Source organism: Tateyamaria sp. 7Alg 36, assembly GCF_059882455.1.
In genome coordinates this window covers 989,274-1,012,479 of record NZ_CM187613.1, presented here as the reverse complement: position 1 = coordinate 1,012,479, position 23,206 = coordinate 989,274, and the positions used below count along the sequence as shown (strand labels likewise).

Sequence of the window (23,206 nt, the reverse complement as noted above, 5' to 3'; positions counted from 1 at the left end):
CCCAGCCGAAGCCGGCGGCGCCCTTATGTGCTACTCCCCTCCACCGAGAGCATGCACATATGCTGATACGGTGCGCACGTCCGCCTCTGAGAGGCGCAAGCCCCACGCAGGCATGACGCCGAAGCGCGCGTATGTCACCGTGTGGGTCAAGCTGGCACGATCGCCGCCATAAAGCCAGATCGCGTCGGCAAGGTTCGGCGCACCAAGTTCGACATCGCCCAATCCAGCGTCGCCGTGGCACGCGGCACAGTTGTCCGCGAACAGCACCGCGCCCTCTGCCGCCTTGGCCGTGTCGGCATCTCCGCCCGACAGGGACAGGACATATTCGACGGTGGCCGCGATCTCGTCCTCTTTCAGCATCTCGCCAAAGGCGGGCATTTCGGACCAGCGCGCATCGGAGTCGTCCTCGTTGCGGATGCCGTGGCGGACGGTGTGCGCGATCTGTTCGATGCTGCCACCCCAAAGCCAGTCGTTGTCCAGCAGGTTGGGATAGCCCACAGCCCCCGCAGCGCCCGATCCGTGGCACTGTGAGCACTGCGCGCGGAACACCGCGCCGCCCCGTGCCACCGCATAGCGGTTGAGGTCGGGATCCTGAGGCAATTCCGTCATGTCGGCTGCCAGCAGCGCGGTCACAAGTTCCGCGTTCTGCGCCTCGTGGGCGGCGATGTCGCGTTCCACATTGGCCCGTGTGGACCAGCCCATGACACCAGCCGTCGCGCCCGAAATCATCGGCCAAGCAGGGTAGGCGATGGTATAGCCCACGCCCCAGATGATGGTCAGGTAAAAGGTCCACAACCACCAGCGCGGCAGCGGATTGTTCAACTCTTCGATGCCGTCCCAGCTGTGTCCTGTGGTTTCGACGCCGGTTTCATCGTCAACTTTGCGATCAGCCATTGCTGTCTCCTTTCGCGCCTGCGCCGTGCTCCGCCTTGGGCGAGTTCGGGGTCTCTAGGTCATTGCGCAGCGGGATCATGCTGGCCTGTTTGCGCGCATCGCTCTGGCTGGGCAGAAAGGCCCAGATGCCAGCGCCGACAAAAAAGGCAAACATCGCCAGCAACACCCAGCTGTCCGCGAACTGTCGAAGAAGGGAATAGGTATCCATGATCGCGCCCTCCTATCGGCTTGCGTCTGGGGTGAAGGTGGAGAAATCCACCATGGTGCCAAGCACCTGCAAATAGGCGATCAGGGCGTCCATCTCGGTCAGGGCCTCTTGGCCGTCAAAGTTGGACACAGCCGCGCCGGGATAGCGTTCGAGCAGCCCGTCATAATCGCCATCAGGATCGGCCTGCACCTTGAAGTCGAACAGTGCCTCTTCGATGTGCTCTTCGGTATAGGGCACGCCGACAAAACGGTGCGTCTTCAGCAGCGCCTCGATATGCTCTCCCTCGATCTCGGTATCAGCGAGGAAGGCGTATTTCGGCATGATGCTTTCGGGCACGACCGATTGCGGGTCTTTCAAGTGGTCCACATGCCACGCATCCGAATAGCGCCCGCCGACACGGGCCACGTCCGGCCCTGTGCGTTTGGACCCCCACTGGAACGGGTGGTCATATTTCGACTCTGCCGCCAGCGAGTAGTGGCCATAGCGTTCGACCTCGTCCCGCATGGGGCGGATCATCTGGCTGTGGCACACATAGCAGCCTTCGCGGATGTAGATGTCGCGCCCTGTCAGCTCGAGCGGGGAGTAGGGGCGCACGCCCTCGACATCCTCGATCGTGTTTTCCAGCCAGAACAGCGGCGCGATTTCCACGATGCCACCGATGGTGACCACCAGAAGGGAGAAGGTCAAAAGCAGCGTCGGGCTTTTCTCCAGAATGGCGTGGCGGTCCAGCAGCGCGGTGTGGTGCGGCAACTCGTTCGGGATCTGGTCGGGAAAGTCGGACACGGTCGCGACCTTCGGATCCTTGGCGGAGTCGGTGATCTTTTCGTTGTCAGCCATTGTGTCGCTCCTTATTCAGCGGCAATTGCTTGGGGGAGGGATGCGCGGGCGGGGTTGGCCCCGCGGATGGTCATCCACATGTTCCAGCACATCAGGACCGCGCCCGACAGGAACAGGATGCCGCCCAGACCACGCACCACATACATCGGGAACTTGGCGCTGACGGTGTCGGCAAAGGAGTTCACGAGGAAACCCTGGCTGTCGACCTCACGCCACATCAGACCTTCCATGATGCCGGTGACCCACATGGAGGCGGCGTAAAGAACGATGCCAAGGGTCGCGAGCCAGAAGTGCCAGTTGATGGCAGCCATCGAATGCATCTCTTTGCGGCCCCACAGGCGTGGCGTCAGGAAGTAGATGCAGGCGAATGTAATCATGCCGTTCCAACCCAAAGCGCCGGAATGTACGTGGCCGATGGTCCAGTCGGTATAGTGCGACAGCGAGTTCACCGCGCGGATCGACATCATCGGCCCCTCGAAGGTGGACATGCCGTAAAAGCCCAGCGACAGCACGAACATCCGCATGATTGGATCGGTGCGCAGCTTGTCCCACGCCCCTTGCAGGGTCATCAGGCCGTTGATCATACCACCCCAGCTGGGCATCCACAGCACGATGGAGAACACCATGCCCAGTGTCGCCGCCCAATCGGGCAAGGCAGTGTAGTGCAAGTGGTGCGGACCGGCCCAGATATACAGGAAGATCAGCGCCCAGAAGTGGATGATCGACAGTTTATAGCTGTAGACGGGACGCCCCGCCTGCTTGGGCACAAAGTAATACATCATGCCAAGGAAGCCCGCGGTCAGGAAGAAGCCCACGGCGTTGTGGCCGTACCACCACTGGGTCATCGCATCCTGCACGCCCGAGAAGACCTGCACGGACTTGCTGCCCCAGAAGCTGACGGGTATCGACAGGTTGTTGACCACGTGCAGCATCGCAACGGTGATGATGAAGGCAAGGAAGAACCAGTTGGCGACGTAGATATGCTTTTCCCGACGCTTGAAGATGGTGCCGAGGAACACGGCCAGATAGGCCAGCCAGATCACGGTCAGCCAGATATCGACGTACCATTCAGGCTCGGCATATTCCTTGGACTGGGTCGCGCCCAGCAGATAGCCGGTGGCGGCAAGTACGATGAAAAGTTGATAACCCCAGAACACGAACCATGCCGTGTTGCCGCCCCAAAGGCGCACGCCGCTGGTACGCTGCACCACATAGAACGAGGTCGCGATCAGCGCGTTGCCACCAAAAGCGAAGATCACCGCGCTGGTGTGCAGCGGGCGCAGACGACCGAAATTGGTAAAGGGCTGGCCCCAGTCAAAGTTCAACTCGGGAAAGGCAAGCTGGAAGGCGATGAAGGTGCCGACCAGAAAACCGGCGATGCCCCAGAACGCGGTGGCGATGACGCCTGCGCGGATCACGCCGTCGGCATAGGCCCCTGTATCGACAGGTTTGATCGGCTCATCCGTGTTGCGCAGCACCCAGATGAACATGCCACCCGCCACCAGCATGATGAGAATGGCGTGGACCTGATAGGCAACGTCATGCGCAAAGTTCGCAGCCATGGCAGCGACAAGCGTCACCAGACCCAAAAGGATTAGTTTCACATAGTTCATTGGTAATGCCCTCACGTTTCATCGAGCACCCGAGGACGCTCCTGTTCGCAAGGGTCTTCTATGGAGGGCGGGGCGGCGACTCTTTGATCTGAGTCAAAAAGCGGCGAAAATCGCCGCTGTGGGCAAATTAAATGATTACGCCGCCATCGGCGTCGTCGCCCGTGGCCTGACGCAGGGCCAGAAGGTCAACCACATCAAGGGACTTGCGCCCCGTAAAGCTAATAATACCCTCTTTTTTCAGCGCGTTAAGCTGGCGGCTGACGGTTTCGAGGGTGAGGCCCAGAAAGTTCGCGATCTGGTCGCGGGTCATGGGCATTTCGATATGGGACTGCTCGGTTCCGGTGCCGAAACTGGCGCGCCGTGCAAGAAGGTCGATAAATGTCGCGATCTTTTCGCGGGCCGATTTGCGGCCCAGCAGAATCATCCAGTCGCGCGCCGCATCCAGTTCATCCAGCGCCAGTTCCATCAATCGCTGCGCCACATGGGGCGTTTCTTCGATCAGCGTCTCGAAGGGGGCGCGTTCAAACCGGCACAGGGTGACATCGGTGGTGGCGGTCACGTCGAAATCTACCTGTTTGCGGCCCGGACGTCCGATAAAATCCGATGGCAGCAACAGGCCCACCATTTGCGTGCGGCCGTCTTCCAGCGTTTTGGACAGGCTGGCGACGCCGTAAACAAGCGAGGCCACGAAATCCAATGGCTCACCGCGCCACAGGATCACCTCGCCCGCCTTGTAGCTGCGATATGATTTCATCGCTTCAAGCGTTTGCAATTCGTCCCCGTCACAACGCGCACAGACGGCGCGGTGCCTGATCGGACATTCACTACACCGGATCGAGGGGACTTCTTTTAATTTCATGTTGATCTGGATCAATGCAAAGGACTTCTATCTGACGCTAAATCGTTTCATGGAAAACTTCGACCCCCTTTTGCGGCACGGGCTGTTCGATGCCAAAGTGCCGCGCTACACCAGCTATCCGCCGGCCAACCACTTTCAGAGTGATGTCGGTATGCGCAATCAGGCCATGTGGCTCGAACAGGTAGACCCGAGCGAAGATATCTCGGTCTATGTGCACATCCCGTTTTGCAAGCGGCTGTGCTGGTTCTGTGCCTGCCGGACCCAAGGGACGCGTACGATGCGCCCCGTGCGCGCCTATGTGGCCGTTCTGAAGAAAGAAATCGAGGCGGTGCGCCGTGGCTTGCCGGATGGCGTGCGCATGGGGCGGCTGCATCTGGGCGGGGGGACGCCCACGATCCTGCCCCCTGAAACCATGGCCGAACTGCTTGATGCGCTATTCGCGGCCTTTCCGCTGGGCGAAGGGTTCGAATTTTCGGTCGAGATTGACCCGACCGAGGCGTCGGAGGCGCTGCTTGAGACGCTCGTGCGCTATGGCATGAACCGCGCCAGCATCGGCGTGCAGGATTTCGCGCCCCGTGTGCAGGCAGCCATCGGGCGGCCTCAAACACTGGAACAGACCCGCGGGGTTCTGACCTTTTTGCGCGATGCAGGGCTGCGGGCGGTGAACCTTGATCTGCTGTACGGGCTGCCGCACCAGACCAGCGACAGTTTCCGCCAGACCCTGTCCCATGTGATGGAGATGGATCCAGACCGGTTGGCGATCTATGGCTATGCGCATGTGCCGTGGATGTCCAAGCGGCAGGTACTGATCAAGGCGGAAACCCTGCCGGACACCCATGCGCGGTTCGATCTGGCGACGATTGCGCATGATACGCTGGTGGCGGCGGGGTACGAGGCGATCGGGATCGACCATTTCGCCAAGCCGACCGACAGCCTGTCCAAGGTTCACGCGGCGGGACGGTTGCGGCGCAATTTCCAAGGTTATACCGACGATCAAAGCCGCACGCTGGTGGGGCTGGGTGCCTCTGCGATCTCGCGATTTGCGCAAGGATACCAGCAGAATGCCGTTGCCACATCGGCCTATCAGGACCGGATTTCAGCCAGCGGGCTGGCTGGCCACAAGGGCTATGTCATGTCCGAAATTGACAACCTTCTGGCGCAGATCATTGAGGATTTGATGTGCCGGTTCGTGATGGATGCACGAAAACTGCAAGAAGCGTATCCGCTGTACACCGACCTGATCCGCCAGACCAAGGTCGCGTTGATGGCGAAATTCGACGATGTGTTCCATTTGACGGGCGCAGGGCTTGAGATGCGGCCCGAAGCCTATCCGCTGGTGCGGATCATCGCCCATTTTGTGGACCGTTTTGCCACCCATGAAACCGCGCACGCGGCCGCGATCTGACCTGCGGCGCTGGGGATGGGAGAAAAGGCGGCGGTTACTTCGCCGCCTTCTTCATCGCCTTCACTTCGCTTGCGATCATCGCTTCGATCTTCGATGTAATCTCGCGATCCGACAGCAGGGCCGCTTCGGCTTGGGCTGTCAGGGCGCTGGCACTTTCGTGGCCCGTGGCGGTGCTGAACACGCTGTCATAGCCTTTGTTCAGCGCGCTGCCCTGTAGCTTGCCAATGATCTTTTGTGCCACGATTTCACGCTGTTCCGGCGTGATGGTGTTCGAACCGTGGATTTTTTTCATCGCGGTGGGGATCATCTTGAACCGCAGGATCAACTGGCTTTTGCCGGCCCATTTGGGTTTGAACTTGCCAAGGTTCTGGCTTAGCCCGCCCAGAACGGCAGATTTGACCACATCATCAAACAGTTTCTCGATTTCGGACTTGGTGGGCGGTGTGCCTTTTTTGATCCAGCCCTCGACCGCCTTGACCAGCGCGTCCATGATCGCCTTGGTCGCTTCCTGACCGACGCCCTGAATGTAGCGCGCCACAAAATTGGCGGCCATGCCTTTGGGAATAAAGGGAAACGCCTTGGTCACGGCGGGGCCGACGACTTTCATCAAGCGGGTCAGAACGGGGCCTTTGAACTTGATCTTGCCGCCGCACCAGCCCAGCACCAGTTCCTTGGCCATCGCATAGCTCATCCGCCCCATGGAACCGGAAACCGATACTTTCTGGCCCGCGATATGCTTGCCCAGATCGGTCGACAGGGATTCAATGCCCGCCACAGCCGTCTTGGACGCCAGATAGGCCTTGTCGGGGGGCAGGCGGGTATAGGTCATCACCACCGGCACGGCGAGGATTTCAACAGCCGTGAAAGCGGTCGAGTTGACCACTTTCAACGCGCCTTGGATCATCGCGCCTTTGCCCTCCATCCGCTGCACAAAGGTGCGGAATTCCAGAACAAAATCGTTGATGTCTTTTTCGGCGGTGCGCATTGCCTTGCAGAACTGCACAAGGTCTTTGGACCGCAGGCTGCGTTCCAGCGCGTTTTTGGCGTTCAGCGCCTTGATCATCTTGCCGTCATCGGGGAATTTCACCCGCCCGATGGTCATGATCGACGCCTGCACCAGCGCCATCGCGATGCCGTCCTTGACCATCGCTGTGTCCAGATAGAACTGGTAGCGGTCCATCGTATAATTGACCTGATTGATCAGGGTCTTGGTCGGCGTTTCGATGGTTTTGAACAGTTTGACCTTGGCGACTTTATAGTCGGCCTCGGACATTTCGTAGGTCTTGCCGTTCAGCTTGAAGGTCAGCATTTTGACATTGCTGGCCAGCTTTTCCGCCGCCGCATATTTTGGGGTCAGCGCCTTGCACACTTTGTCACCGGGCAGGATGACGCCGTCGATTTCCTTGATCCCCGCCTTTTTCTGCGCGCCCTTGATGACCGCGCCGAGCTTGGCATCGAAATTGCCTGTTTCCGGAATTTTATGCCCGTTCGCGATCAACATGCGCCGCAGGGTAAGAACATCGTTCGTGCTGTTCTTAACCAGTTTTGCGTTGCCCGTCTTGCCGGGTGCGCCAACGGGGGACTTCAGAGACTGTGCAGGCATAAAAATACAAAAACCTTAAGACTTTACGCCCCCTAATCGCGGGGGTGCCGTCACATTATCGGAGGTTTGGAAAAAGACAACAGTTTTAGATGCTTGGCGGTCGGGCGGCCCTTTTGCTGTGGGAAATACGCGCCTTGCGTGGCCCTTAGTACTGCGCTGGCTTGGACGCCGCGTGCTTTCACGCTAAGCGTCTGGCATGGGACCGGCATTGCACAAATATCTGCCCGAAGACATGCGCACGGCGCGCCCCTTGCCCGGCATCGCGCCGGAACGGGGGCCGTGGCTGCGCGTGGATGAGGCATACGCTGCGCAAATGGCGCGGCGCATCGCCTTGCTGGACGGGGCGCGGGACAAGGTGCTGTACGAAGACCCAGCTGCCGTACCTGCCTGCGAGGAATTGCTTGAGACGGTGAAACAGGTTTTGCCCGACCTCGGCTTTCGCTTGGATGGCAGTCGCGTGACCTGCCCTGACGGACGCTGCGTGGATATCGCGCCTATGTCGCCGCTGCTGGCCTTGGGCCATCTGCTGCAAAACGACTTTGTGCTGATGGAAAAGCGTGGCGACGAACATGTGCTCAGTGCCGCCGTGCTATGCTTTCCGGCGTCGTGGATGTTGCAGGAAAAGGCGGGCAGGCCCCTGACCAATATCCACGTACCTGTGGCCGAATATACCGACAATATTGCCGCGCGGGTGCAACGGCTGTTTGACGGGGTGCGCGTGGGCCAGCCGCTGTGGCGGTTCAACCAGCTTTGGTATGACGACCCCGACCTGTTCCAGCCGCGATCCGCCTCGGCGCCGCGCCATGTGGGGACGGGGCAGCGCACGGGCCCCTATTACCGTAGCGAACGGCAGACGCTGTTGCGCCTGCCGGACACGCGGGCGGTAGTTTTCGCGATCCACACCTATGTGCTGGAACGGGCGGATGTGCCCCATCTGGCCTAGCCGCCGGACCACGCATCCAACAGCACCAGATGCGGCACCCCGTCCGAGGTTTTCTGCGCCGAGCGCCCCGTCGCATCGACCACCGCCGTCACCTGCTGGCGGAAGGACGAAAACCGCGCCGAGGTCACAACATCCACCGGTGCGTCAAAACGTAATGTCAGGCGATGATGCCCGTCGCCGATCTGCGTGGCCGTTTTGATATGTCCGGTAAATCCTTGGCCCAGATAGCGCCCTGTGACGCGCTGCCCGATCTCGTAGCGCGGTCGCGGCGCATTGCTGGCGCGCGCGCTGAGCGTATTCCAGTCCCGTGCGCCCCATTGGCGGGCAATCGCCTCAAGCGCTTGGGCATGGGTGCAGGGGGTGCCTGCATCGGTGAGTGTGGCGCGCAAACGCTTGGCCTGTGCCTTGAGCGCGGCGCGCGAGGGAAGAGGGATATCCATATCCGTGTCCTTTCGTATGCGGTCGCGAAAGGGGCCAATTGGGGTCTGCGCGTTGCCCGTGGCGTGCGACCGGTCCAGAAAGATCGGATGCTCAGGCTTCACCGATTGCGCAGGGCAGGGGCCTGATCCCTTGGCCGCTGCCATACGGCACGCGCGCGGCCCTGACAAGGCCGCGCGTGCGTCATTGGATCGGTTAGCCGTCGATGCGCGCACCCATGATGGCGATGGCCTGTTGATATACCGTGGCAGCGTTCCACTGTTTGATCACCGCAAAATTGGGCTGGCCTTCCTGATACCCTTGGCCGGGTTTCCACCCCTTCTGGCGCAGGAAATTTGCAGTCGAGGCCAGCGCGTCGGTCTGGTTATAGAAATCAACCCGCCCGTCGCCATTTGCATCCACGCCGTATTTCAACGCATTGCCGGGCAGGAACTGGGTATGGCCCAATTCGCCGTGTTTCGCGCCTTGGGTGGCCCCGGTAATGGCCCCCTGATCGACTAGCTTCAGCGCGCCAATTGCGTGCGGCTCAAAGAAATCCGAGCGGCGGCAATCATAGGTCAGCGTCACAATGGCCGAGACGACCGCACTGTTGCCCATGAACCCGCCAAAAGCTGTTTCCATGCCGTGAATGGCGATCAACACCCCTGCGGGCACGCCGTATTGACGTTCCAGCGCGGCGTAGAATTCGGGGTTGCGCGCCTTGCGCTTGCGCCCTTGGGCGACAATCGTGTCGGCCCCGCGCACCTGCATGAATTTTGACAGCGAATAGCGAAAGGATTTCTGGTTCCGGTCCGCCGCGATGGTGCCGTTGGCATAGCGCGCCTGCGCCAGCGCATCGAGGCCGCGTTGCTTGACCCCTGCGCGTTTGGCCTTGGTCGCAAAGCCCGCTTTCCACGCCTCGAACCCGTTGGCCGTGTTGCCGCATTGCGCAACTGCCGCCCCGCTGCCAAGGGCCAGCGCAAAGCCCGCTGCCACCAGATATCGCGCCCGTTGAACCGTCATCATTACTCTCCCACCAGATCAATGGGGCGGATGATAGCGCCGGAACCCGTTACAACCCAAGCGTAAACTTCTGCGCGGGCGGTGGTGGGCGGATCAGGTGCCGCTGGACAGGATCAGTTGCAGGATCACGATGGCGGACGAGGCCGCGCAAATGCTGTAGCAGAACCGCAGGTGGGTCATCTTTGACATCCTTTCCCAACACACAAAGCTGTGGCGCACAGGGCGCCCGTCACAGCGCGGTGGGGGATGGCCTGTCTGGAACAGATGCGATCAACCCCGCCGCACCGTTTTTCTAGGCTGTGCGGGCAGGGCGTTCATGGGGAATAACCGGCGCGGCGCGTCACCACCTTTGGACACAGGCGCAGGGCAAAGCAAAAGCGGCGCAAGCCATGCGCCGCCATCAGGTCGTCAAATAAAGGCGCTGTCAGCCGCCGGTCGCGGCGCGCAAGTCGGCGTCAAACTTGGCCTGCACGTAAGCAAGGCAGGTGGTCGAGGAACAGGCATCCAGATCACGCACTGCGGCGTCGCCCAATGCAGGTTGTCCGGCCATCTCTGCCGACATCTTGATCATCCCGCTCATGGTGTCGCGCATTTTGTCGGCGGCACTGACGCCCTTGTTGCTTTCGATAAAGGCGCGGGTTTTACGCTCCTGCTCGGGTGTCAGGGTGCCGCTGGCCAGCCGTTGTTCCGCGGTACGCACGGCAAGGCCGATGCTCAGATCCGCGCCGCTGTCATTGTTGATCAACCGTGTAATGATCGTTGGCTTGCCCGCGATTTCGGCCTCGCTGGCGGCGGCCATCCGGTTCACATGGCCCTGTTCCGAGGACATCAGCAGCCAGACAAAGGCGACGCCTGCAATCACAAGGAAACTGACCGCCATCGACATGGCGATGCGCAACCCGCGACCGCCGCCACCACCGCCGCGCGGGCGTTTGGGGCCGGAAGGGGGGCTGGGGGGCCTACCGCCGCCGCCACCTGTCGGGGCATGAACCGCGCGTTTGGTTTCAATACGCGCCAGCCGTTCGCTGAAAGACGTTTGTGATTCACTCATCTTGGGCACCCTCAGATGTGCTTGCCATATCAATGTCCCTTCTGTGCCGCACGAATGCGGCGAAAATAGACAGACGCGATGACATCTTGCGGGCACATAAAAAAAGAGCGCCCCGAGGGCGCTCTTTCATGGTCAACTGCCAGAGAGGATTAGCAGCTGTAATACATAGCAAATTCAACAGGGTGAGGCGTGTGCTCGTATTTCTCGATCTCTTCCATCTTGAGGCCGATATACCCTGCGATCTGGTCTTTGGTGAACACGTCGCCTGCCAGCAGGAAGTCCATGTCGGCTTCCAGCTCGGTCAGGGCTTCGCGCAGCGAACCACAGACGGTTGGGATGCCAGCCAGCTCTTCGGCAGGCAGGTCATAGAGGTTCTTGTCCATCGCCTCGCCGGGATCGATCTTGTTGATGATGCCGTCAAGGCCGGCCATCAGCAGTGCCGCGAAGCACAGGTAGGGGTTCGCGCTTGGATCGGGGAAGCGGGCTTCGACGCGCTTGGCTTTGGGCGATTCTGTCCATGGGATACGAACGCAGCCCGAACGGTTACGCGCGGAGTAGGCGCGCAGAACGGGAGCTTCGAAGCCTGGGATCAGACGCTTGTAGCTGTTTGTGCCTGGGTTGGTGAAGGCGTTCAGCGCTTTGGCGTGTGTCAGGATGCCGCCGATGAAGTACAGGGCCTCTTGGCTCAGGTCGGCGTATTTGTCGCCTGCGAACAAGGGCTTGCCGTCTTTCCAGATCGACATGTTGACGTGCATACCGGTGCCGTTGTCGCCCGCGATGGGCTTGGGCATGAACGTGGCCGACTTGCCATAGGCGTGCGCAACGTTGTGGATGACGTATTTGTATTTCTGCAGCTCGTCGGCCTGTTTTGTCAGGCTGTCAAAGATCAGACCCAGCTCGTGCTGGCAGGACGCCACTTCGTGGTGGTGCTTGTCGACCTTCATGCCCAGACGCTTCATGGTGGACAGCATCTCGGAGCGCAGGTCTTGGGCTTCGTCTGTTGGGTTCACAGGGAAGTAGCCGCCCTTGACGCCGGGACGGTGGCCCATGTTGCCCATTTCGTATTCTGTGTCTGTGTTCCACGCCGCATCGGTCGCGTCCACTTCGTAGGACACTTTGTTCATCGAAACGGAGTAACGCACGTCGTCGAACAGGAAGAATTCTGCCTCTGGACCCATATAGGCAACGTCACCGATGCCCGAGGATTTCAGGAACGCTTCGGCTTTTTGCGCTGTGCCGCGCGGGTCGCGGTCATAGGCTTCGCCTGTGTCTGGCTCAACAACCGAGCAGTGCACGCAAATTGTTTTTTCGGCATAGAAAGGGTCGACATATGCGCTGTCCTGATCGGGCATCAGCTTCATGTCGGAGGCTTCGATCGACTTCCAGCCTTCGATGGACGAGCCGTCGAACATAAAGCCTTCTTCGAGGAAATCCTCGTCGACCTGATCGGCCATGATTGTGACGTGTTGCAGTTTGCCGCGCGGATCGGTGAAGCGGATGTCGACGTATTCAGCGCCTTCTTCCTTGATCATGTCGAGAACGGGGTTAGCCATGTCCGGAAAATCCTTCCTGTCTTGGTGATAGAGTTAGAGCGCGTCCGAGCCGGTTTCGCCGGTACGGATGCGGATGGTTTGTTCAACGGGGGTCACAAAAATCTTGCCGTCACCGATTTTCTCGGTTTTGGCCGCGTCAACGATGGCAGCGATAGCAGCATCGACCTGATCATCGTCCAGCACGATTTCGACTTTTACCTTGGGCAGAAAATCGACGACGTATTCTGCGCCGCGATAGAGTTCTGTGTGGCCCTTCTGCCGACCAAAGCCTTTGACCTCGATCACGGACAGACCTTGAACGCCAACCTCTTGCAGGGCTTCTTTGACTTCATCAAGCTTGAATGGCTTGATGATGGCTTCGATCTTTTTCACGTGTTGGCCTCCCCTTGGTGGTGTGATGATGCGTGTGGATCATTTGTGCTTTAGAGCGTCCATGCCATGCGGCATAGAATAGGGCGATCAGGGTGCGATTGGTATGGCTGTGCGTGTAAAATGTGCATTGCGCACAAAAAACAGGCGAAATTGAATCGATGGAATTTGACGGATGACCGAACTGCTGACCGCTGCGCAGATGCGCGCCATTGAACAGGATGCCATGGCATCGGGGTCGGTAAGCGGCCTTGAGTTGATGGAGCGGGCAGGGGACGGCGTGGTTGCTGCCGTCTTTGACCACTGGCCGCATCTGGCCACGGGCGCGCATCACGCGGTGGTCCTGTGTGGGCCGGGAAATAACGGCGGCGACGGCTTTGTCATTGCGCGGCTTCTGGCCTCCAAAGGCTGGCGGGTGGATGTGTTTTTGATGGGCGACGGGGGTGATCTGCCTACTGATGCGCAGGTGAACTTTGACCTTTGGTCGGACATGGGGGCAGTCAAGCCGTTGGCCGTGAACGACGTTTTCCCCGATGGTGTAGCGGCGGACCTGTATGTGGACGCTTTGTTCGGTGCGGGCCTCACTCGCCCGTTGACCGGCGCGGCGGCGGCAGTGATGCGCAGGCTCGCCAAGGATCATGCCGACCGCACCGTGGCAGTGGACGCCCCTTCGGGCCTTTGTCTGGACAGCGGGCGTATTCTTGCGGTTGCGGATGCCGCATCGGGCGATGGCCGCCCCTATCAAGGGCGCGCTGCTGCCCTCACCGTGACTTTCGATTCGCCAAAGACAGGCCATATGCTGGGTGGCGGTCCCAAGGTCTGCGGCGCGCTGGTGGTCAAGGACATCGGGCTGCACGACTGGCGCTGCGCCGCGCCCACCAGTCCTGCAACGAAACTGGTCACGCTGGACCCGTTGGTGCCTGATCTGCGCGCTTCTATGCGCACCGACATCCGCGCCGTCGCCCGCAAGTCCGGCGATGCGGGCCACAAGTTCGATTATGGCCATGCGCTGGTCCTGTCGGGCGGGGCGGGGCGCACAGGGGCGGCGCGGCTTGCGGCACGCGGTGCCTTGCGGATCGGCGCGGGGCTGGTGACGCTGGGTGTGCCACCGTCGGCACAGATGGAGGTCGCCACCCAGATCACCGCGCTGATGCTGACGCGGATTGCGGATGCCGACGCCCTTTCAGCCGCGTTAGAAGATGACCGCATCACTGCCTTATGTCTTGGCCCCGCCTTGGGGGTGGGGGATCACGCGGCCGCGCTGGTCGATGTGGTGTTGCACGGCGGGCATCTGCGCCCTGCGCGGCGGGTGGTGTTTGATGCAGACGCGCTGACCTTGATTGCGGCGGATGCGGCGCGGATGACGGCCCTGAATGAACATGCGGTGCTGACGCCGCACGGGGGCGAGTTCAAGCGCCTGTTCCCCGAGATTGCCGATCGGTTGGCTGCGACGCCGACACATGGCCCTGCCTATTCCAAGCTGGACGCAACCCGCGATGCTGCTGCCAGTTGCGGTGCGGTGGTCCTGTTTAAAGGGGCCGACACGGTGATCGCCCATCCCGACGGGCGCGCAGCGGTGCATTGTGCGGGCCATGGGCGCGCGGCACCGTGGTTGTCGACGGCAGGGGCGGGGGATGTGCTGGCGGGGTTCATCACGGGATTGCTGGCGCGCGGGCTGGACCCGATGCAGGCGGCAGAATGCGCCGCGTGGCTGCATGTGGAATGCGCGCGTAGCTTTGGCGCGGGCTTGATTGCCGAGGATATTCCCGAAGCGCTGCCGATCGTCCTGTCCGCGCTGGACTAATCGCGCAAGGCATCCGCGCCCCAAGGCCGCATCAGCACGGCCTCGGACAAAGAGTTTCGAAAGGGTGCGCTATCAGGCCGCGACGAATTCCGGTGCCATGGCGGGAACGGACATTTCCAGACCATCCGCATAGACCACAAAGGGCGCGTGGAAGCCCAGACGCACCAGCGTCATGTCGCGCTCGCCCAGCGATGTGACGAATTCACCGTCCACAAGGCATCCTGCGGGCATGACGGCTTGGGATGCGCCGCGCATGGCCTTGGCGCGCCAGTCGCGCACCAGCACCAGTTGGGCCGCAGGAACCATCACGTGATGGGTGGGTTTCTTGTCGCCCAGCGATCCGGCGGCGATTTTCACCGCCTCTTCGCGGGTGCGGATGCTTTCCACCGCGCTCAGCGGCACTAGGCCCGCATTGCGCGTAATGATGCGATCCCCGGGCGAGAGATACTCGACCGGAATTTCACCATCGGCTGTCAAAAGGAGTGTGCCGGACACGAGTCCGACATGGCATATTTCTGTGCGCAACGGGGGCTTCAGCCCGCTCAATTCGCGCCCGACCGTATTCGGTTTCATGGCGTCTCTCTATGTTACAACCTGCCTCTAGGTTAAGCCGATGATAGTACAACAATTTCTTAAAGTCCTGTAATTTCTGCCCGCCAAGGACACGAATTCCTCTCGCTTCCCTCGGGCGGCTTTGCTAAAGCGTGTCGCGTTGCGGGTGTGGCGGAATTGGTAGACGCACCAGATTTAGGTTCTGGCGCCTTTGGCGTGGGGGTTCGAGTCCCTTCACCCGCACCACCTCTCCTGACTTGGATGGCCCTAGCGCCCCGAAAACTATGGGCTTTTGCGCGAGGCGACGCATCTGGCACCGGCCCCTGTTGATCCCATACATGACCTTTGCGGCGTAACGCGCTGAATCCCGTGGGTTTTGGCCTGATCACGGGCAGGGCGACCCTGCCGCTATAGTGGCAGAACGGCCACATCCCTTCGTCCCCGGACCGCCAATCGCGCCCGTTTCGAACTGCGCAAGACGCATGCCGCGCGCAAAGACATTGCAGAGCGTCCCGCGTGCGCTATCCTCATTCCCATGCCCGAACGCAGCCACTCATCCGCCACCACGCCACCTGTGCAGGCCTCTGCGTCCACCCCGCCACGGGATGTGGCCCTGTGGTGGCGTGCAGGTCAGCATGTGCTGACGCTGATGGATGAAAAGAACCTCGGGCTGATCGCGGCAGGTGTCGCGTTCTATGCGATTTTGGCTGTGTTTCCGGGTTTGGCGGCAACCATTGCGCTGTGGGGGATCGTGGGTGATCCGGCCCTTGCACTGCAACAGTTGCAGGAATTCCAGACGGTCATTCCAGCAGATGTCTACCGCCTGCTGGCGGGGCAGTTGATCAAGCTGTCGACGACGGACGGGCTAACGCTGGGCTGGGCGTCGCTGCTGTCTTTTGGTTTTGCACTCTGGTCCTCGCGGGCGGGGGTGGCGGCGCTGATGCGCGGGTTGAACGCGATTTACGATGCGCCTAACCGCACCGGCGTGGCGCAGATGATCCGCGCCCTGATGCTGACGGGCAGCCTGATCGGCGTGCTGCTGGTGGCGATGGCGTGCATTGTGATCCTGCCGGTTGTGCTTGCCTTTATTCCGCTTGGGCCGCTCGCGGGATTTCTGGTCGAGGTGTTCCGCTGGATCGTGGGAATTGGCGTGCTGCTGGTCGGCTTTGCGGTGATCTATCGTCTGGGGCCGAACCTTGAAGGGCAGCGCCCGCGGCTGATCACGCCGGGGGCCTTGTTTGCAGCCGTGGGCTGGGTTGCCGCTTCGGTCGGGTTTTCGATCTACCTGCGCAATTTCGGTACGTATAACGAGGTTTACGGGTCAATCGGTGCGGTCATCGTCATGCTGATGTGGCTGTTCATCAGCGCCTATCTGGTGCTGCTGGGCGGCGCGCTGAATGCGGAACTTGCCCGCGCGCGCCGTGCCGCGAAAGCTATCCCAGAACCACGAGCCACACCCACGCCGTAACCACCGACGCCGCTGTGGCAACCAGCACCGATGACGCCGCCACCCGCCGCGCACGCCCGTACATATTGGCAAAGATATAGACGTTCACCCCAGGTGCCATGGCGGCAGTCAGGACGCCGGTATTGAAGATGCCCGATGGCACCGACAAGGCGCTACCAAGTGTCCACGTGACCGCAGGGTGCACCAGCAAAGACAGAACGCAGATCATCAGGATCACCCGCGCATCGCCTTCGGGCTTGTACTGGATCAGCACGCCACCAAGGGCGAACAGGGCCGTGGGCAGGGCGGCCCGGATCACCAGATCAAGCGCGTCCTCAATCAGTGGCGGGATCAGGATGCCTGAGAGGTTCACCACAAAACCGGCCGCGATGGCCATCACCAGCACATTGCGGAACATCGCCCGCACCACGCCGCGCGCCATGACAAGCGGGGACTGGCCGCGATTGCGCGCAATTTCCATCGCCGTGATACCAAGGCCGTAGCAAAAGGGCGAGTGGAAGGCGATGATCGAATAGGCCCCCGCCAGCGCGTCCGGCCCGTAGGCGCGTTCATTGATCGCCAGCCCCAGCAGGACCGAGTTCGAGAACAGGCAGCAAAAGCCGATAGCGACTGCGTCTTCCCAGTCACGCTTGAACACGAAGCGCGCGCCCAGAAGTCCGAGGAAAAAGCCGACACTCGCCCCTGCATAAAAGCTGAACAACAAATGGAAATTGATCGACACGGTCAGGTCGAGATTTGCGATGGCCGAAAACAATAGGCAGGGAATGGCGAATTGCTGCGAAAATTTCATCAGCGCATCGACGCCCGAAGCCGGAAAGAAGCCGCGCCACACCGCGACATAGCCGAAGCCGATCACAAGGAAGACGGGCAGGATGACGTCGAGGAGCGCTTGCATGGATCAGGCCTTGGCGTGGGCCGAAAGTGCGGGAGCCTCCGGCGGGGATTTTTTTGGAACAGAGAAGTCAGGGGGCGGGAATGGTGAACGTCATACCATCATAGGCAGGGTCGATATGGTCGGGGGTCTCGGCACGTAGTGTGTCGTAGTCGAGGTCGATATGCATGTTGGTCAGGATGGCGCGTTTCGGCGCGGCGCGGTCGATCCAGTCGAGCGTGTTGGACAGGTGGCTATGGGTCGGGTGCGGGTCACGGCGCAGCGCGTCGACGATCCAGACGTCGAGGTCGTTGAGCATGTCCCAGCCAGCCTCGGGGATTTCGGCCACGTCCGGCAGGTAGGCGACATCGGCAATGCGGAAACCCAAGGCGTCGATGCTGCCGTGGCCGACCTCGAACGGGGTGAAGGTGATGCGACCGCCCGCGCCCGTGATCTCGGTCGGGCCGTCCAGCGTGTTAAGGTCGAGGATCGGCGGGTAGGGCGAGCCTTTGGGCTGTACGAACACATAGCCGAAGCGCGACAGCAGCGCGTCCTGCGTCGGGCCATCCGCCCAGACCTGAAGCCGTTCGCGCATGTTGAAGACAATCATGCGCAGATCATCAATGCCGTGCACGTGATCGGCATGTGCGTGGGTATAGAGCACGCCGTCGAGATGTCCGATATCGGCCGAGAGCAACTGATTGCGCAGGTCGGGTGAGGTATCCACCAGCGCCGTGGTGGTGCCTTCGGGCCCGTGGCGCTGCACGAGGAGCGAGCAGCGCTGGCGGCGGTTCTTGGGGTTTGTGGGGTCACAATCGCCCCAGTGCCCGCCAAGGCGGGGCACCCCGCCGGAGGAGCCGCAGCCCAGAATGGTGAAAGTCAGTGTGTCGGTCATGGCGCGACTGTGAACGCAGCCGCCTTGGAGAACAAGGTGTCGAAGTTCTTCTGGGTCTGGGCGGCGAAATCTTCGTAGGCCATGTCGAAGACGTCGGCCCCTTTGCGCGCCGTGTGCGCGGTATAGGCCGGTTCGTTGCGCTTGCCGCGATGGGGCGGGGGCGCGAGGTAGGGGGCGTCGGTTTCTACCAGAATGCGGTCGATCGGGGCGGCAGCGAAGATGTCGCGCACCTCATGTGATTTGGGGAAGGCGGCGATGCCGGACATGGACAGGTAGAACCCAAGATCAAGGGCGGCGCGGGCCAGTTCGGGGCTGGAGGAGAAACAGTGCATCACGCAAGTATAGGCGCCGTTGTTATTGTATTCTTCGGTCAGGATGCGCGCCATGTCGTCATCTGCCGCGCGGGCGTGGATGATCAGCGGCAGGCCGGTCTGGCGGGCGGCGTCGATATGGATGCGCAGGGATTTCTGTTGGATTTCAGCGCTTTCGGCGGTGTAGTGGTAATCAAGCCCCGTCTCGCCGATGCCGACAAATTTCGGATGCGCGGCAAGGGCGATCAACTCGTCTGTGGTGGCGAGCGGTTCGTCAGCCGCACTCATCGGGTGGGTGCCCGCGGCGTAGAAAACAGGGGCGTAGGTTTCGGCAATGGCGCGCACTTGCGGCTCAAGCCGCAGGCGGGTGCAGATCGTAACCATGCGTGTCACGCCTGCTTCGGCGGCATTGGCGATGATCTGGTCGAGTTGCCCTTCGAAATCCGGAAAATCGAGGTGGCAATGGCTGTCGGTGATGTGGGGGATCATGCGGGTTGGGCCGTATCTGAAAGTTTGAAGAATGTGTCGAGCACCAGCGCACCCGCGTCGAGGTTGACGGCGCGCCCGTGGCGGGCGCGGGCCAATGCGGTTTGCGCGGTCTCGGCCCATGCGCGTGCGCGTGCAGGATCGGAGGCGAGGCGCTGGAAAATGGCCGTTTCGTTACGTGCGGCCTCGACCGCTGGGGGGTGGCCTGCGCCGCTGCGCGCAAGGCGGGACAGGGCGATGTCGATCAGCCCGTAGAGCAGGTCGAGCCGCGTTTCCGCGCCGCGTGCACTGGCAGCGTCCGCCAAAGCTAGGGCGCGCTGGCGGTCGAGATTGGGCATGCTCGACAAAAGTGCGATGATTTCGCCGTAGATTTTAAGGCCATCAAGCAAGGCAAGCCGCAAGGCCTCGCCGACCGAGCCGCCGCTGAGTTCGGCAAGTGCCGCGCTGTCGGGACCAGCCTCGACACCTGCTAGGGCCATGGCGCGGGCCATGTCGGCGCTGTTGAGCGGGCCAAGCCGCAACGTGCGGCAGCGCGAGCGGATGGTGGGCAACAGGCGGCTGGGCTGGTGGCAGATCAGCAGGAGCGTGGTGCGCGCGGGCGGCTCTTCGAGCATTTTCAAGAGCGCGTTGGCGGCGTTCACGTTCATCTCGTCCGCTGCGTCTATGATCACCACGCGTCGCCCGCCATCGGTGGCGGAAAGCTGGAAGAACGCGCCCATGTCGCGGATGTCGTCCACCACGATCTGGTCGCGCATGCGCTTGGTTTTGTCGTTGAGCGTGCGGTGTACGAATTTCAGCCCCGGTTCAGCCTCGGCAGCGATACGGCGGGTGACGGGGTGGTCGGTGGGGATGTCCAGCGAGGTCGGCAGGGGCGCGCCGAACATGTCGTCAGGATCAGGATCGGGTGTGGCCAGAAGGAAGCGCGCGATGCGCCATGCCAGCGTCGCCTTGCCCACGCCGCGCGGGCCTGTGATCAGCCATGCGTGGTGCAAACGGTTGGTGTTGAAGGCGTCGAGGAAATCCGCCTGCGCGCTGTCCTGCCCGATCACCTCGACCGTGTCGCGCGGGTGCGGTGCGCCTTGCACGCGTGTGGGGTCTGTTATCTCGGGATCAGCCATGAGGGTGATGTAGCACCCTGTCGGGGCGGGGGGAATGGGGGAGCGTTCGACTTGTATCAGAACGTGGTGAATGGGGGCGCTGCCCCCCGGCCTTGCGGCCTTCACCCCGGGATTTTTTGGAACAGAGAAGGGGGGTCAGGTGGCGAGGTAGGTGCGCAAGGTTTCCTGCACGTCATGGGCCACGGCGTCGATGTCGCGGGCGCCGTCGATCACCCTGAACCGGTCGGAAAATTCCTCGGCCAGTTGCAGGAAGCCTGCGCGCATGGCGACTTGGAGGTCGGTGCCGAAATCCTCGAACCGTTCTTCGGTGCCTTGGCGGCCCTTGGCGCGGGCGAGCCCTTGGGCGGGGTCCATGTCGATCAGCAGGGTGAGGTCGGGTTCGCGCCCGATCATCAGGCTGTGCAGGGCATCGACCGTGGCGCGCAGGTCGCCACGGCTGAGCCCTTGGTACATGCGGGTGCTGTCCGCGAACCGGTCGCAGAGGACGATCTTTCCGGCGTCAATCGCAGGAGTGATGAGCCGTTCGAGGTGGTCGCGGCGTGCAGCTGTGAACAGAAGCAGTTCGGTTTCTGCCGACCAGCGGTCCGGATCGCCCTGCAGCACGAGGGCGCGGATTTCTTCGGCCCCTGTGCTGCCGCCCGGTTCGCGGGTCAGGACAACGTCGTAGCCTTTGTCGCGCAAGTGGTCGGCAAGCAGGCGGGCCTGGGTTGATTTGCCCGAGCCGTCGATGCCTTCAAAGCTGATGAAATGGCCCTTGGCGCTCACGCGCCACCCGTCTCGGCAGGGCCGGCGCGCAATGTGTCGATCAGGGCCAGCGCCGCCGTGGAGATGCGGGCCAGAAAGCCGCCATGCGCCACATCCGTTTCTGCCACGAGGGCAAAGCGCTGTTCCGGTAGCCCTTGGGGTTGCAGTACCAGTTCGGCCAGCGGTGTGCCTGCGGCGATGGGCGCCTGCACGGGGCCGGTATAGACGACCTCGGCCGCGACATTCTTGTCGGCCAGAACGGGCAGCAGCACGCTAATATCTTCGGCCGGAACAAGGCCGACTTCGGGTTCCGCCCCTTCCCAGACGCGCGCCGTCGCAATGCGTTCGCCGCTGGTGGCCAGCGTGCGTTGTGCGAACTGGCGGAAGGCCCAGTTCACGATGGCTTCGGATTCTTCGGCGCGGATTTGCGGGCTGTCCATGCCGGACAGCACAAAGATCACGCGGCGGTCGCCCTGTTTCGCCGATCCGGTAAGGCCATAGCCTGCCTCTTGGGTGTGGCCGGTTTTCAGCCCGTCCGCGCCGATGCCGAGCCCCAGAAGCGGGTTGCGGTTCAGACGGTTGGAGGATTCGTTGGCATCGAACAGGAACTCTTTTTCCGAAAACATTGGGTAGTATTCGGGGAAATCCGTCAACAGGCGCTGCGCCAGCAGGCCCAGATCGCGCATCGACATCCGGTGCCCCGCCGCTGGCCAGCCGCTGGCGTTGGCGAAGGTGGAATTGGTCATGCCCATTTCCTGCGCGCGCCGCGTCATCAGGCGGGCAAAGCCGCCTTCGGTCCCATCGGGGCTGAGCGCCTCGGCAATCACCACGCAGGCGTCATTGCCCGACAGCACAATCACGCCGCGGATCAGATCCTCGACCTTTACCCGTTCGCCCTGTTTCAAAAACAGGGTCGAGCCGCCAAAGCTGTTGGCGTGGGCCGACACGACCAGTTCGTCGGTCATGCTCAGCTGGCCGCGCTCGATCGCCTCGAACGCGATATACAGCGTCATCAGCTTGGACATGGAGGCCGGTGGCAGTGGCTCGTCCGCGTTCTTGTTCAGCAACACGGTGCCCGTGGTGTGGTCGATCACATAAGCCGCCGTGGCGCGCGTTTCGAACGCGCCGAGGGGCAGGGCGGTGGTCTGCATCAACAGGGCAGCAGCAGCGAGAATGCGGATCACGAGGGGCACTCCTTTCGTGGCGGGCTCAGTTCGTGACAGCGTAGGCGTCAGTGAACCCTTCGTTCTTGATTTTGGTCAGCAACTGGGCGCGTTCGCCCGAGGTGTTTGCAGGGCCAACGACAACGCGCCAGAAGGATTTTCCGTCGCGATCAAAGGCTTTTACAATCGGGATGATGCCAGCGCCGCGCATCTGTTTGGCGGTGCGGTCGGCATTGGCCTCGACCGAGAAGATGCCGATCTGGATATAGGGTTTGGCCAGCGACGAGGCGCTTGCACGGGCAGGGGCTGTTGCCGCGACAGGCGTTGCTGTTGGTGCGGCGGCGGGCTGGATGCCTGTGGCGGGTGCATCAAGCGCGGCGGCGGCGTTCTGGATCGGATCGTCAAGCGACGTTTCCGTCACACCGACGGGGGCCGAGACGGCCACGACGTCCTCGGCAGGCGTTTCAGCGACTTCTTCCTTGCGCAGGGCAGTCACGTTCAATTCCGCAGGGGCACCCGCGAGCATGCCAAGCGCCTCGGCGGCGTCCGAGCTGATCTGCAGGCGCGGGCCGGGAATGTCGCGTTCACGCCGGAACAGTGCGCCGACGACGAATTTGTTGTTTGTGGTGTTGCGGATGATCACACGTTCGGGGTCGGTCACGTCGGGATGCGCAACCCAGACACCGCCCAGCGACGGGCGTCCGTCCCACAGGCCCGCTTCGCTGGCCGAGAACACCTCGGGCGCTTCGACATCGCGTTCCACCGTGGTGGTCGCCTTGCCGGACACGGGTGTGCCTGCGGTCTGGGTATTGGATTTGAACGCCTGCATGGCCACGAACTGGCCGCTTTCATCGCAGCCCGCCAAAAGTCCGAAGGCGAGGGTGAATATCGCGCTGCTACGAAGGGTGGATCGGGTGATGGGTCTGCTCATGGACCTGGTCCTTGCCTGCTGTTGCCTGTGGTGCCGTTTTGCCGGCCGTGTCGTTTTCGACATAAGATTGCGCACACCATAGCGCGCA

General features: G+C 61.7%; 23 protein-coding genes and 1 tRNA gene. 5 read left to right on the top strand and 19 right to left on the bottom strand.

What is annotated here, in order from left to right; genetic code table 11:
- Positions 1-30: 30 nt before the first annotated feature.
- From ccoP to fnrL, 5 genes are all read right to left on the bottom strand, one after another.
- Complete coding sequence (gene ccoP, locus AC6GQJ_RS04865) at positions 31-894, bottom strand: cytochrome-c oxidase, cbb3-type subunit III (RefSeq protein ID WP_500772315.1); 864 nt, start codon at positions 892-894, stop codon at positions 31-33.
- Positions 887-1,102, bottom strand: a complete 216-nt coding sequence (locus AC6GQJ_RS04860) for a cbb3-type cytochrome c oxidase subunit 3 (RefSeq protein ID WP_500772313.1) — start codon at positions 1,100-1,102, stop codon at positions 887-889. Before AC6GQJ_RS04860 ends, ccoP begins: the two co-directional genes overlap by 8 nt.
- Before the next feature lie 12 nt (positions 1,103-1,114).
- The gene (gene ccoO, locus AC6GQJ_RS04855; protein WP_500772311.1) at positions 1,115-1,939 is read right to left on the bottom strand and encodes a cytochrome-c oxidase, cbb3-type subunit II; all 825 of its coding nucleotides are present in this window, start codon (positions 1,937-1,939) and stop codon (positions 1,115-1,117) included.
- Between the two features lie 11 nt (positions 1,940-1,950).
- Positions 1,951-3,552, bottom strand: a complete 1,602-nt coding sequence (gene ccoN, locus AC6GQJ_RS04850) for a cytochrome-c oxidase, cbb3-type subunit I (protein ID WP_500772309.1) — start codon at positions 3,550-3,552, stop codon at positions 1,951-1,953.
- A gap of 127 nt (positions 3,553-3,679) precedes the next feature.
- Positions 3,680-4,411 carry a transcriptional regulator FnrL gene (gene fnrL / locus AC6GQJ_RS04845; protein ID WP_500772307.1) on the bottom strand — a complete coding sequence of 244 codons (732 nt, stop codon included), beginning with the start codon at positions 4,409-4,411 and terminating at the stop codon, positions 3,680-3,682.
- On the opposite strand from fnrL, the gene hemN reads away from it, so the two are divergent.
- Positions 4,410-5,816 (top strand): oxygen-independent coproporphyrinogen III oxidase, encoded by a 1,407-nt coding sequence (gene hemN, locus AC6GQJ_RS04840; protein ID WP_500772305.1) that lies wholly within the window; start codon positions 4,410-4,412, stop codon positions 5,814-5,816. The genes fnrL and hemN overlap by 2 nt on opposite strands.
- A gap of 34 nt (positions 5,817-5,850) precedes the next feature.
- Here hemN and AC6GQJ_RS04835 read toward each other — a convergent pair whose 3' ends face one another.
- The gene (locus AC6GQJ_RS04835) at positions 5,851-7,419 is read right to left on the bottom strand and encodes a peptidoglycan-binding domain-containing protein (RefSeq protein ID WP_500772303.1); all 1,569 of its coding nucleotides are present in this window, start codon (positions 7,417-7,419) and stop codon (positions 5,851-5,853) included.
- A gap of 208 nt (positions 7,420-7,627) precedes the next feature.
- Here AC6GQJ_RS04835 and AC6GQJ_RS04830 point away from each other — a divergent pair, with 208 nt between their 5' ends.
- On the top strand, positions 7,628-8,362 hold the full coding sequence (locus AC6GQJ_RS04830) for a heme-dependent oxidative N-demethylase family protein (RefSeq protein ID WP_500772301.1): 735 nt from the start codon (positions 7,628-7,630) through the stop codon (positions 8,360-8,362).
- On the opposite strand, the gene AC6GQJ_RS04825 is transcribed toward AC6GQJ_RS04830, so the two are convergent.
- From AC6GQJ_RS04825 to AC6GQJ_RS04805, 5 genes are all read right to left on the bottom strand, one after another.
- On the bottom strand, positions 8,359-8,802 hold the full coding sequence (locus AC6GQJ_RS04825) for a glyoxalase superfamily protein (protein ID WP_500772299.1): 444 nt from the start codon (positions 8,800-8,802) through the stop codon (positions 8,359-8,361). The two genes, AC6GQJ_RS04830 and AC6GQJ_RS04825, sit on opposite strands and share 4 nt — an antisense overlap.
- Positions 8,803-8,995: 193 nt before the next feature.
- Positions 8,996-9,805, bottom strand: a complete 810-nt coding sequence (locus AC6GQJ_RS04820) for a lytic murein transglycosylase (RefSeq protein WP_500772297.1) — start codon at positions 9,803-9,805, stop codon at positions 8,996-8,998.
- Between the two features lie 421 nt (positions 9,806-10,226).
- Positions 10,227-10,853 carry a hypothetical protein gene (locus tag AC6GQJ_RS04815; RefSeq protein ID WP_500772295.1) on the bottom strand — a complete coding sequence of 209 codons (627 nt, stop codon included), beginning with the start codon at positions 10,851-10,853 and terminating at the stop codon, positions 10,227-10,229.
- 149 nt (positions 10,854-11,002) lie between these two features.
- Positions 11,003-12,406 (bottom strand): type I glutamate--ammonia ligase, encoded by a 1,404-nt coding sequence (glnA, locus tag AC6GQJ_RS04810; protein ID WP_500772293.1) that lies wholly within the window; start codon positions 12,404-12,406, stop codon positions 11,003-11,005.
- Between the two features lie 33 nt (positions 12,407-12,439).
- Positions 12,440-12,778: a P-II family nitrogen regulator gene (locus tag AC6GQJ_RS04805; RefSeq protein WP_500772291.1), complete on the bottom strand. Its 339-nt coding sequence runs from the start codon at positions 12,776-12,778 to the stop codon at positions 12,440-12,442.
- A gap of 172 nt (positions 12,779-12,950) precedes the next feature.
- On the opposite strand from AC6GQJ_RS04805, the gene AC6GQJ_RS04800 reads away from it, so the two are divergent.
- Positions 12,951-14,579, top strand: a complete 1,629-nt coding sequence (locus AC6GQJ_RS04800; protein ID WP_500772289.1) for an NAD(P)H-hydrate dehydratase — start codon at positions 12,951-12,953, stop codon at positions 14,577-14,579.
- 72 nt (positions 14,580-14,651) lie between these two features.
- Here the strand turns inward: AC6GQJ_RS04800 and AC6GQJ_RS04795 are convergent, their stop codons facing one another.
- Positions 14,652-15,152, bottom strand: a complete 501-nt coding sequence (locus AC6GQJ_RS04795; protein ID WP_500772287.1) for a Hint domain-containing protein — start codon at positions 15,150-15,152, stop codon at positions 14,652-14,654.
- A 141-nt stretch (positions 15,153-15,293) separates the two neighbouring features.
- Between AC6GQJ_RS04795 and AC6GQJ_RS04790 the strand changes: the two genes are divergently transcribed.
- Positions 15,294-15,377, top strand: a tRNA-Leu gene (locus tag AC6GQJ_RS04790).
- Between the two features lie 289 nt (positions 15,378-15,666).
- Positions 15,667-16,599: a YihY/virulence factor BrkB family protein gene (locus AC6GQJ_RS04785; RefSeq protein WP_500772285.1), complete on the top strand. Its 933-nt coding sequence runs from the start codon at positions 15,667-15,669 to the stop codon at positions 16,597-16,599.
- Here AC6GQJ_RS04785 and AC6GQJ_RS04780 read toward each other — a convergent pair.
- From AC6GQJ_RS04780 to AC6GQJ_RS04750, 7 genes are all read right to left on the bottom strand, one after another.
- A complete protein-coding gene (locus tag AC6GQJ_RS04780; RefSeq protein ID WP_500772283.1) occupies positions 16,565-17,494 on the bottom strand; it encodes an AEC family transporter in 930 nt (309 codons plus the stop codon). The genes AC6GQJ_RS04785 and AC6GQJ_RS04780 overlap by 35 nt on opposite strands.
- A gap of 67 nt (positions 17,495-17,561) precedes the next feature.
- Positions 17,562-18,365, bottom strand: coding sequence for an MBL fold metallo-hydrolase (locus AC6GQJ_RS04775; RefSeq protein WP_500772281.1), 804 nt, complete (start codon positions 18,363-18,365; stop codon positions 17,562-17,564).
- Positions 18,362-19,165, bottom strand: coding sequence for a TatD family hydrolase (locus AC6GQJ_RS04770; RefSeq protein WP_500772279.1), 804 nt, complete (start codon positions 19,163-19,165; stop codon positions 18,362-18,364). Before AC6GQJ_RS04770 ends, AC6GQJ_RS04775 begins: the two co-directional genes overlap by 4 nt.
- Complete coding sequence (locus AC6GQJ_RS04765) at positions 19,162-20,280, bottom strand: DNA polymerase III subunit delta' (RefSeq protein ID WP_500772277.1); 1,119 nt, start codon at positions 20,278-20,280, stop codon at positions 19,162-19,164. Before AC6GQJ_RS04765 ends, AC6GQJ_RS04770 begins: the two co-directional genes overlap by 4 nt.
- 135 nt (positions 20,281-20,415) lie before the next feature.
- Positions 20,416-21,045 (bottom strand): dTMP kinase, encoded by a 630-nt coding sequence (tmk, locus tag AC6GQJ_RS04760; RefSeq protein WP_500772275.1) that lies wholly within the window; start codon positions 21,043-21,045, stop codon positions 20,416-20,418.
- On the bottom strand, positions 21,042-22,208 hold the full coding sequence (locus AC6GQJ_RS04755; RefSeq protein WP_500772273.1) for a D-alanyl-D-alanine carboxypeptidase family protein: 1,167 nt from the start codon (positions 22,206-22,208) through the stop codon (positions 21,042-21,044). The genes tmk and AC6GQJ_RS04755 overlap by 4 nt, the downstream gene beginning before the upstream one ends.
- A 25-nt stretch (positions 22,209-22,233) precedes the next feature.
- On the bottom strand, positions 22,234-23,118 hold the full coding sequence (locus AC6GQJ_RS04750; protein WP_500772271.1) for an SPOR domain-containing protein: 885 nt from the start codon (positions 23,116-23,118) through the stop codon (positions 22,234-22,236).
- Between the last annotated feature and the right edge of the window lie 88 nt (positions 23,119-23,206).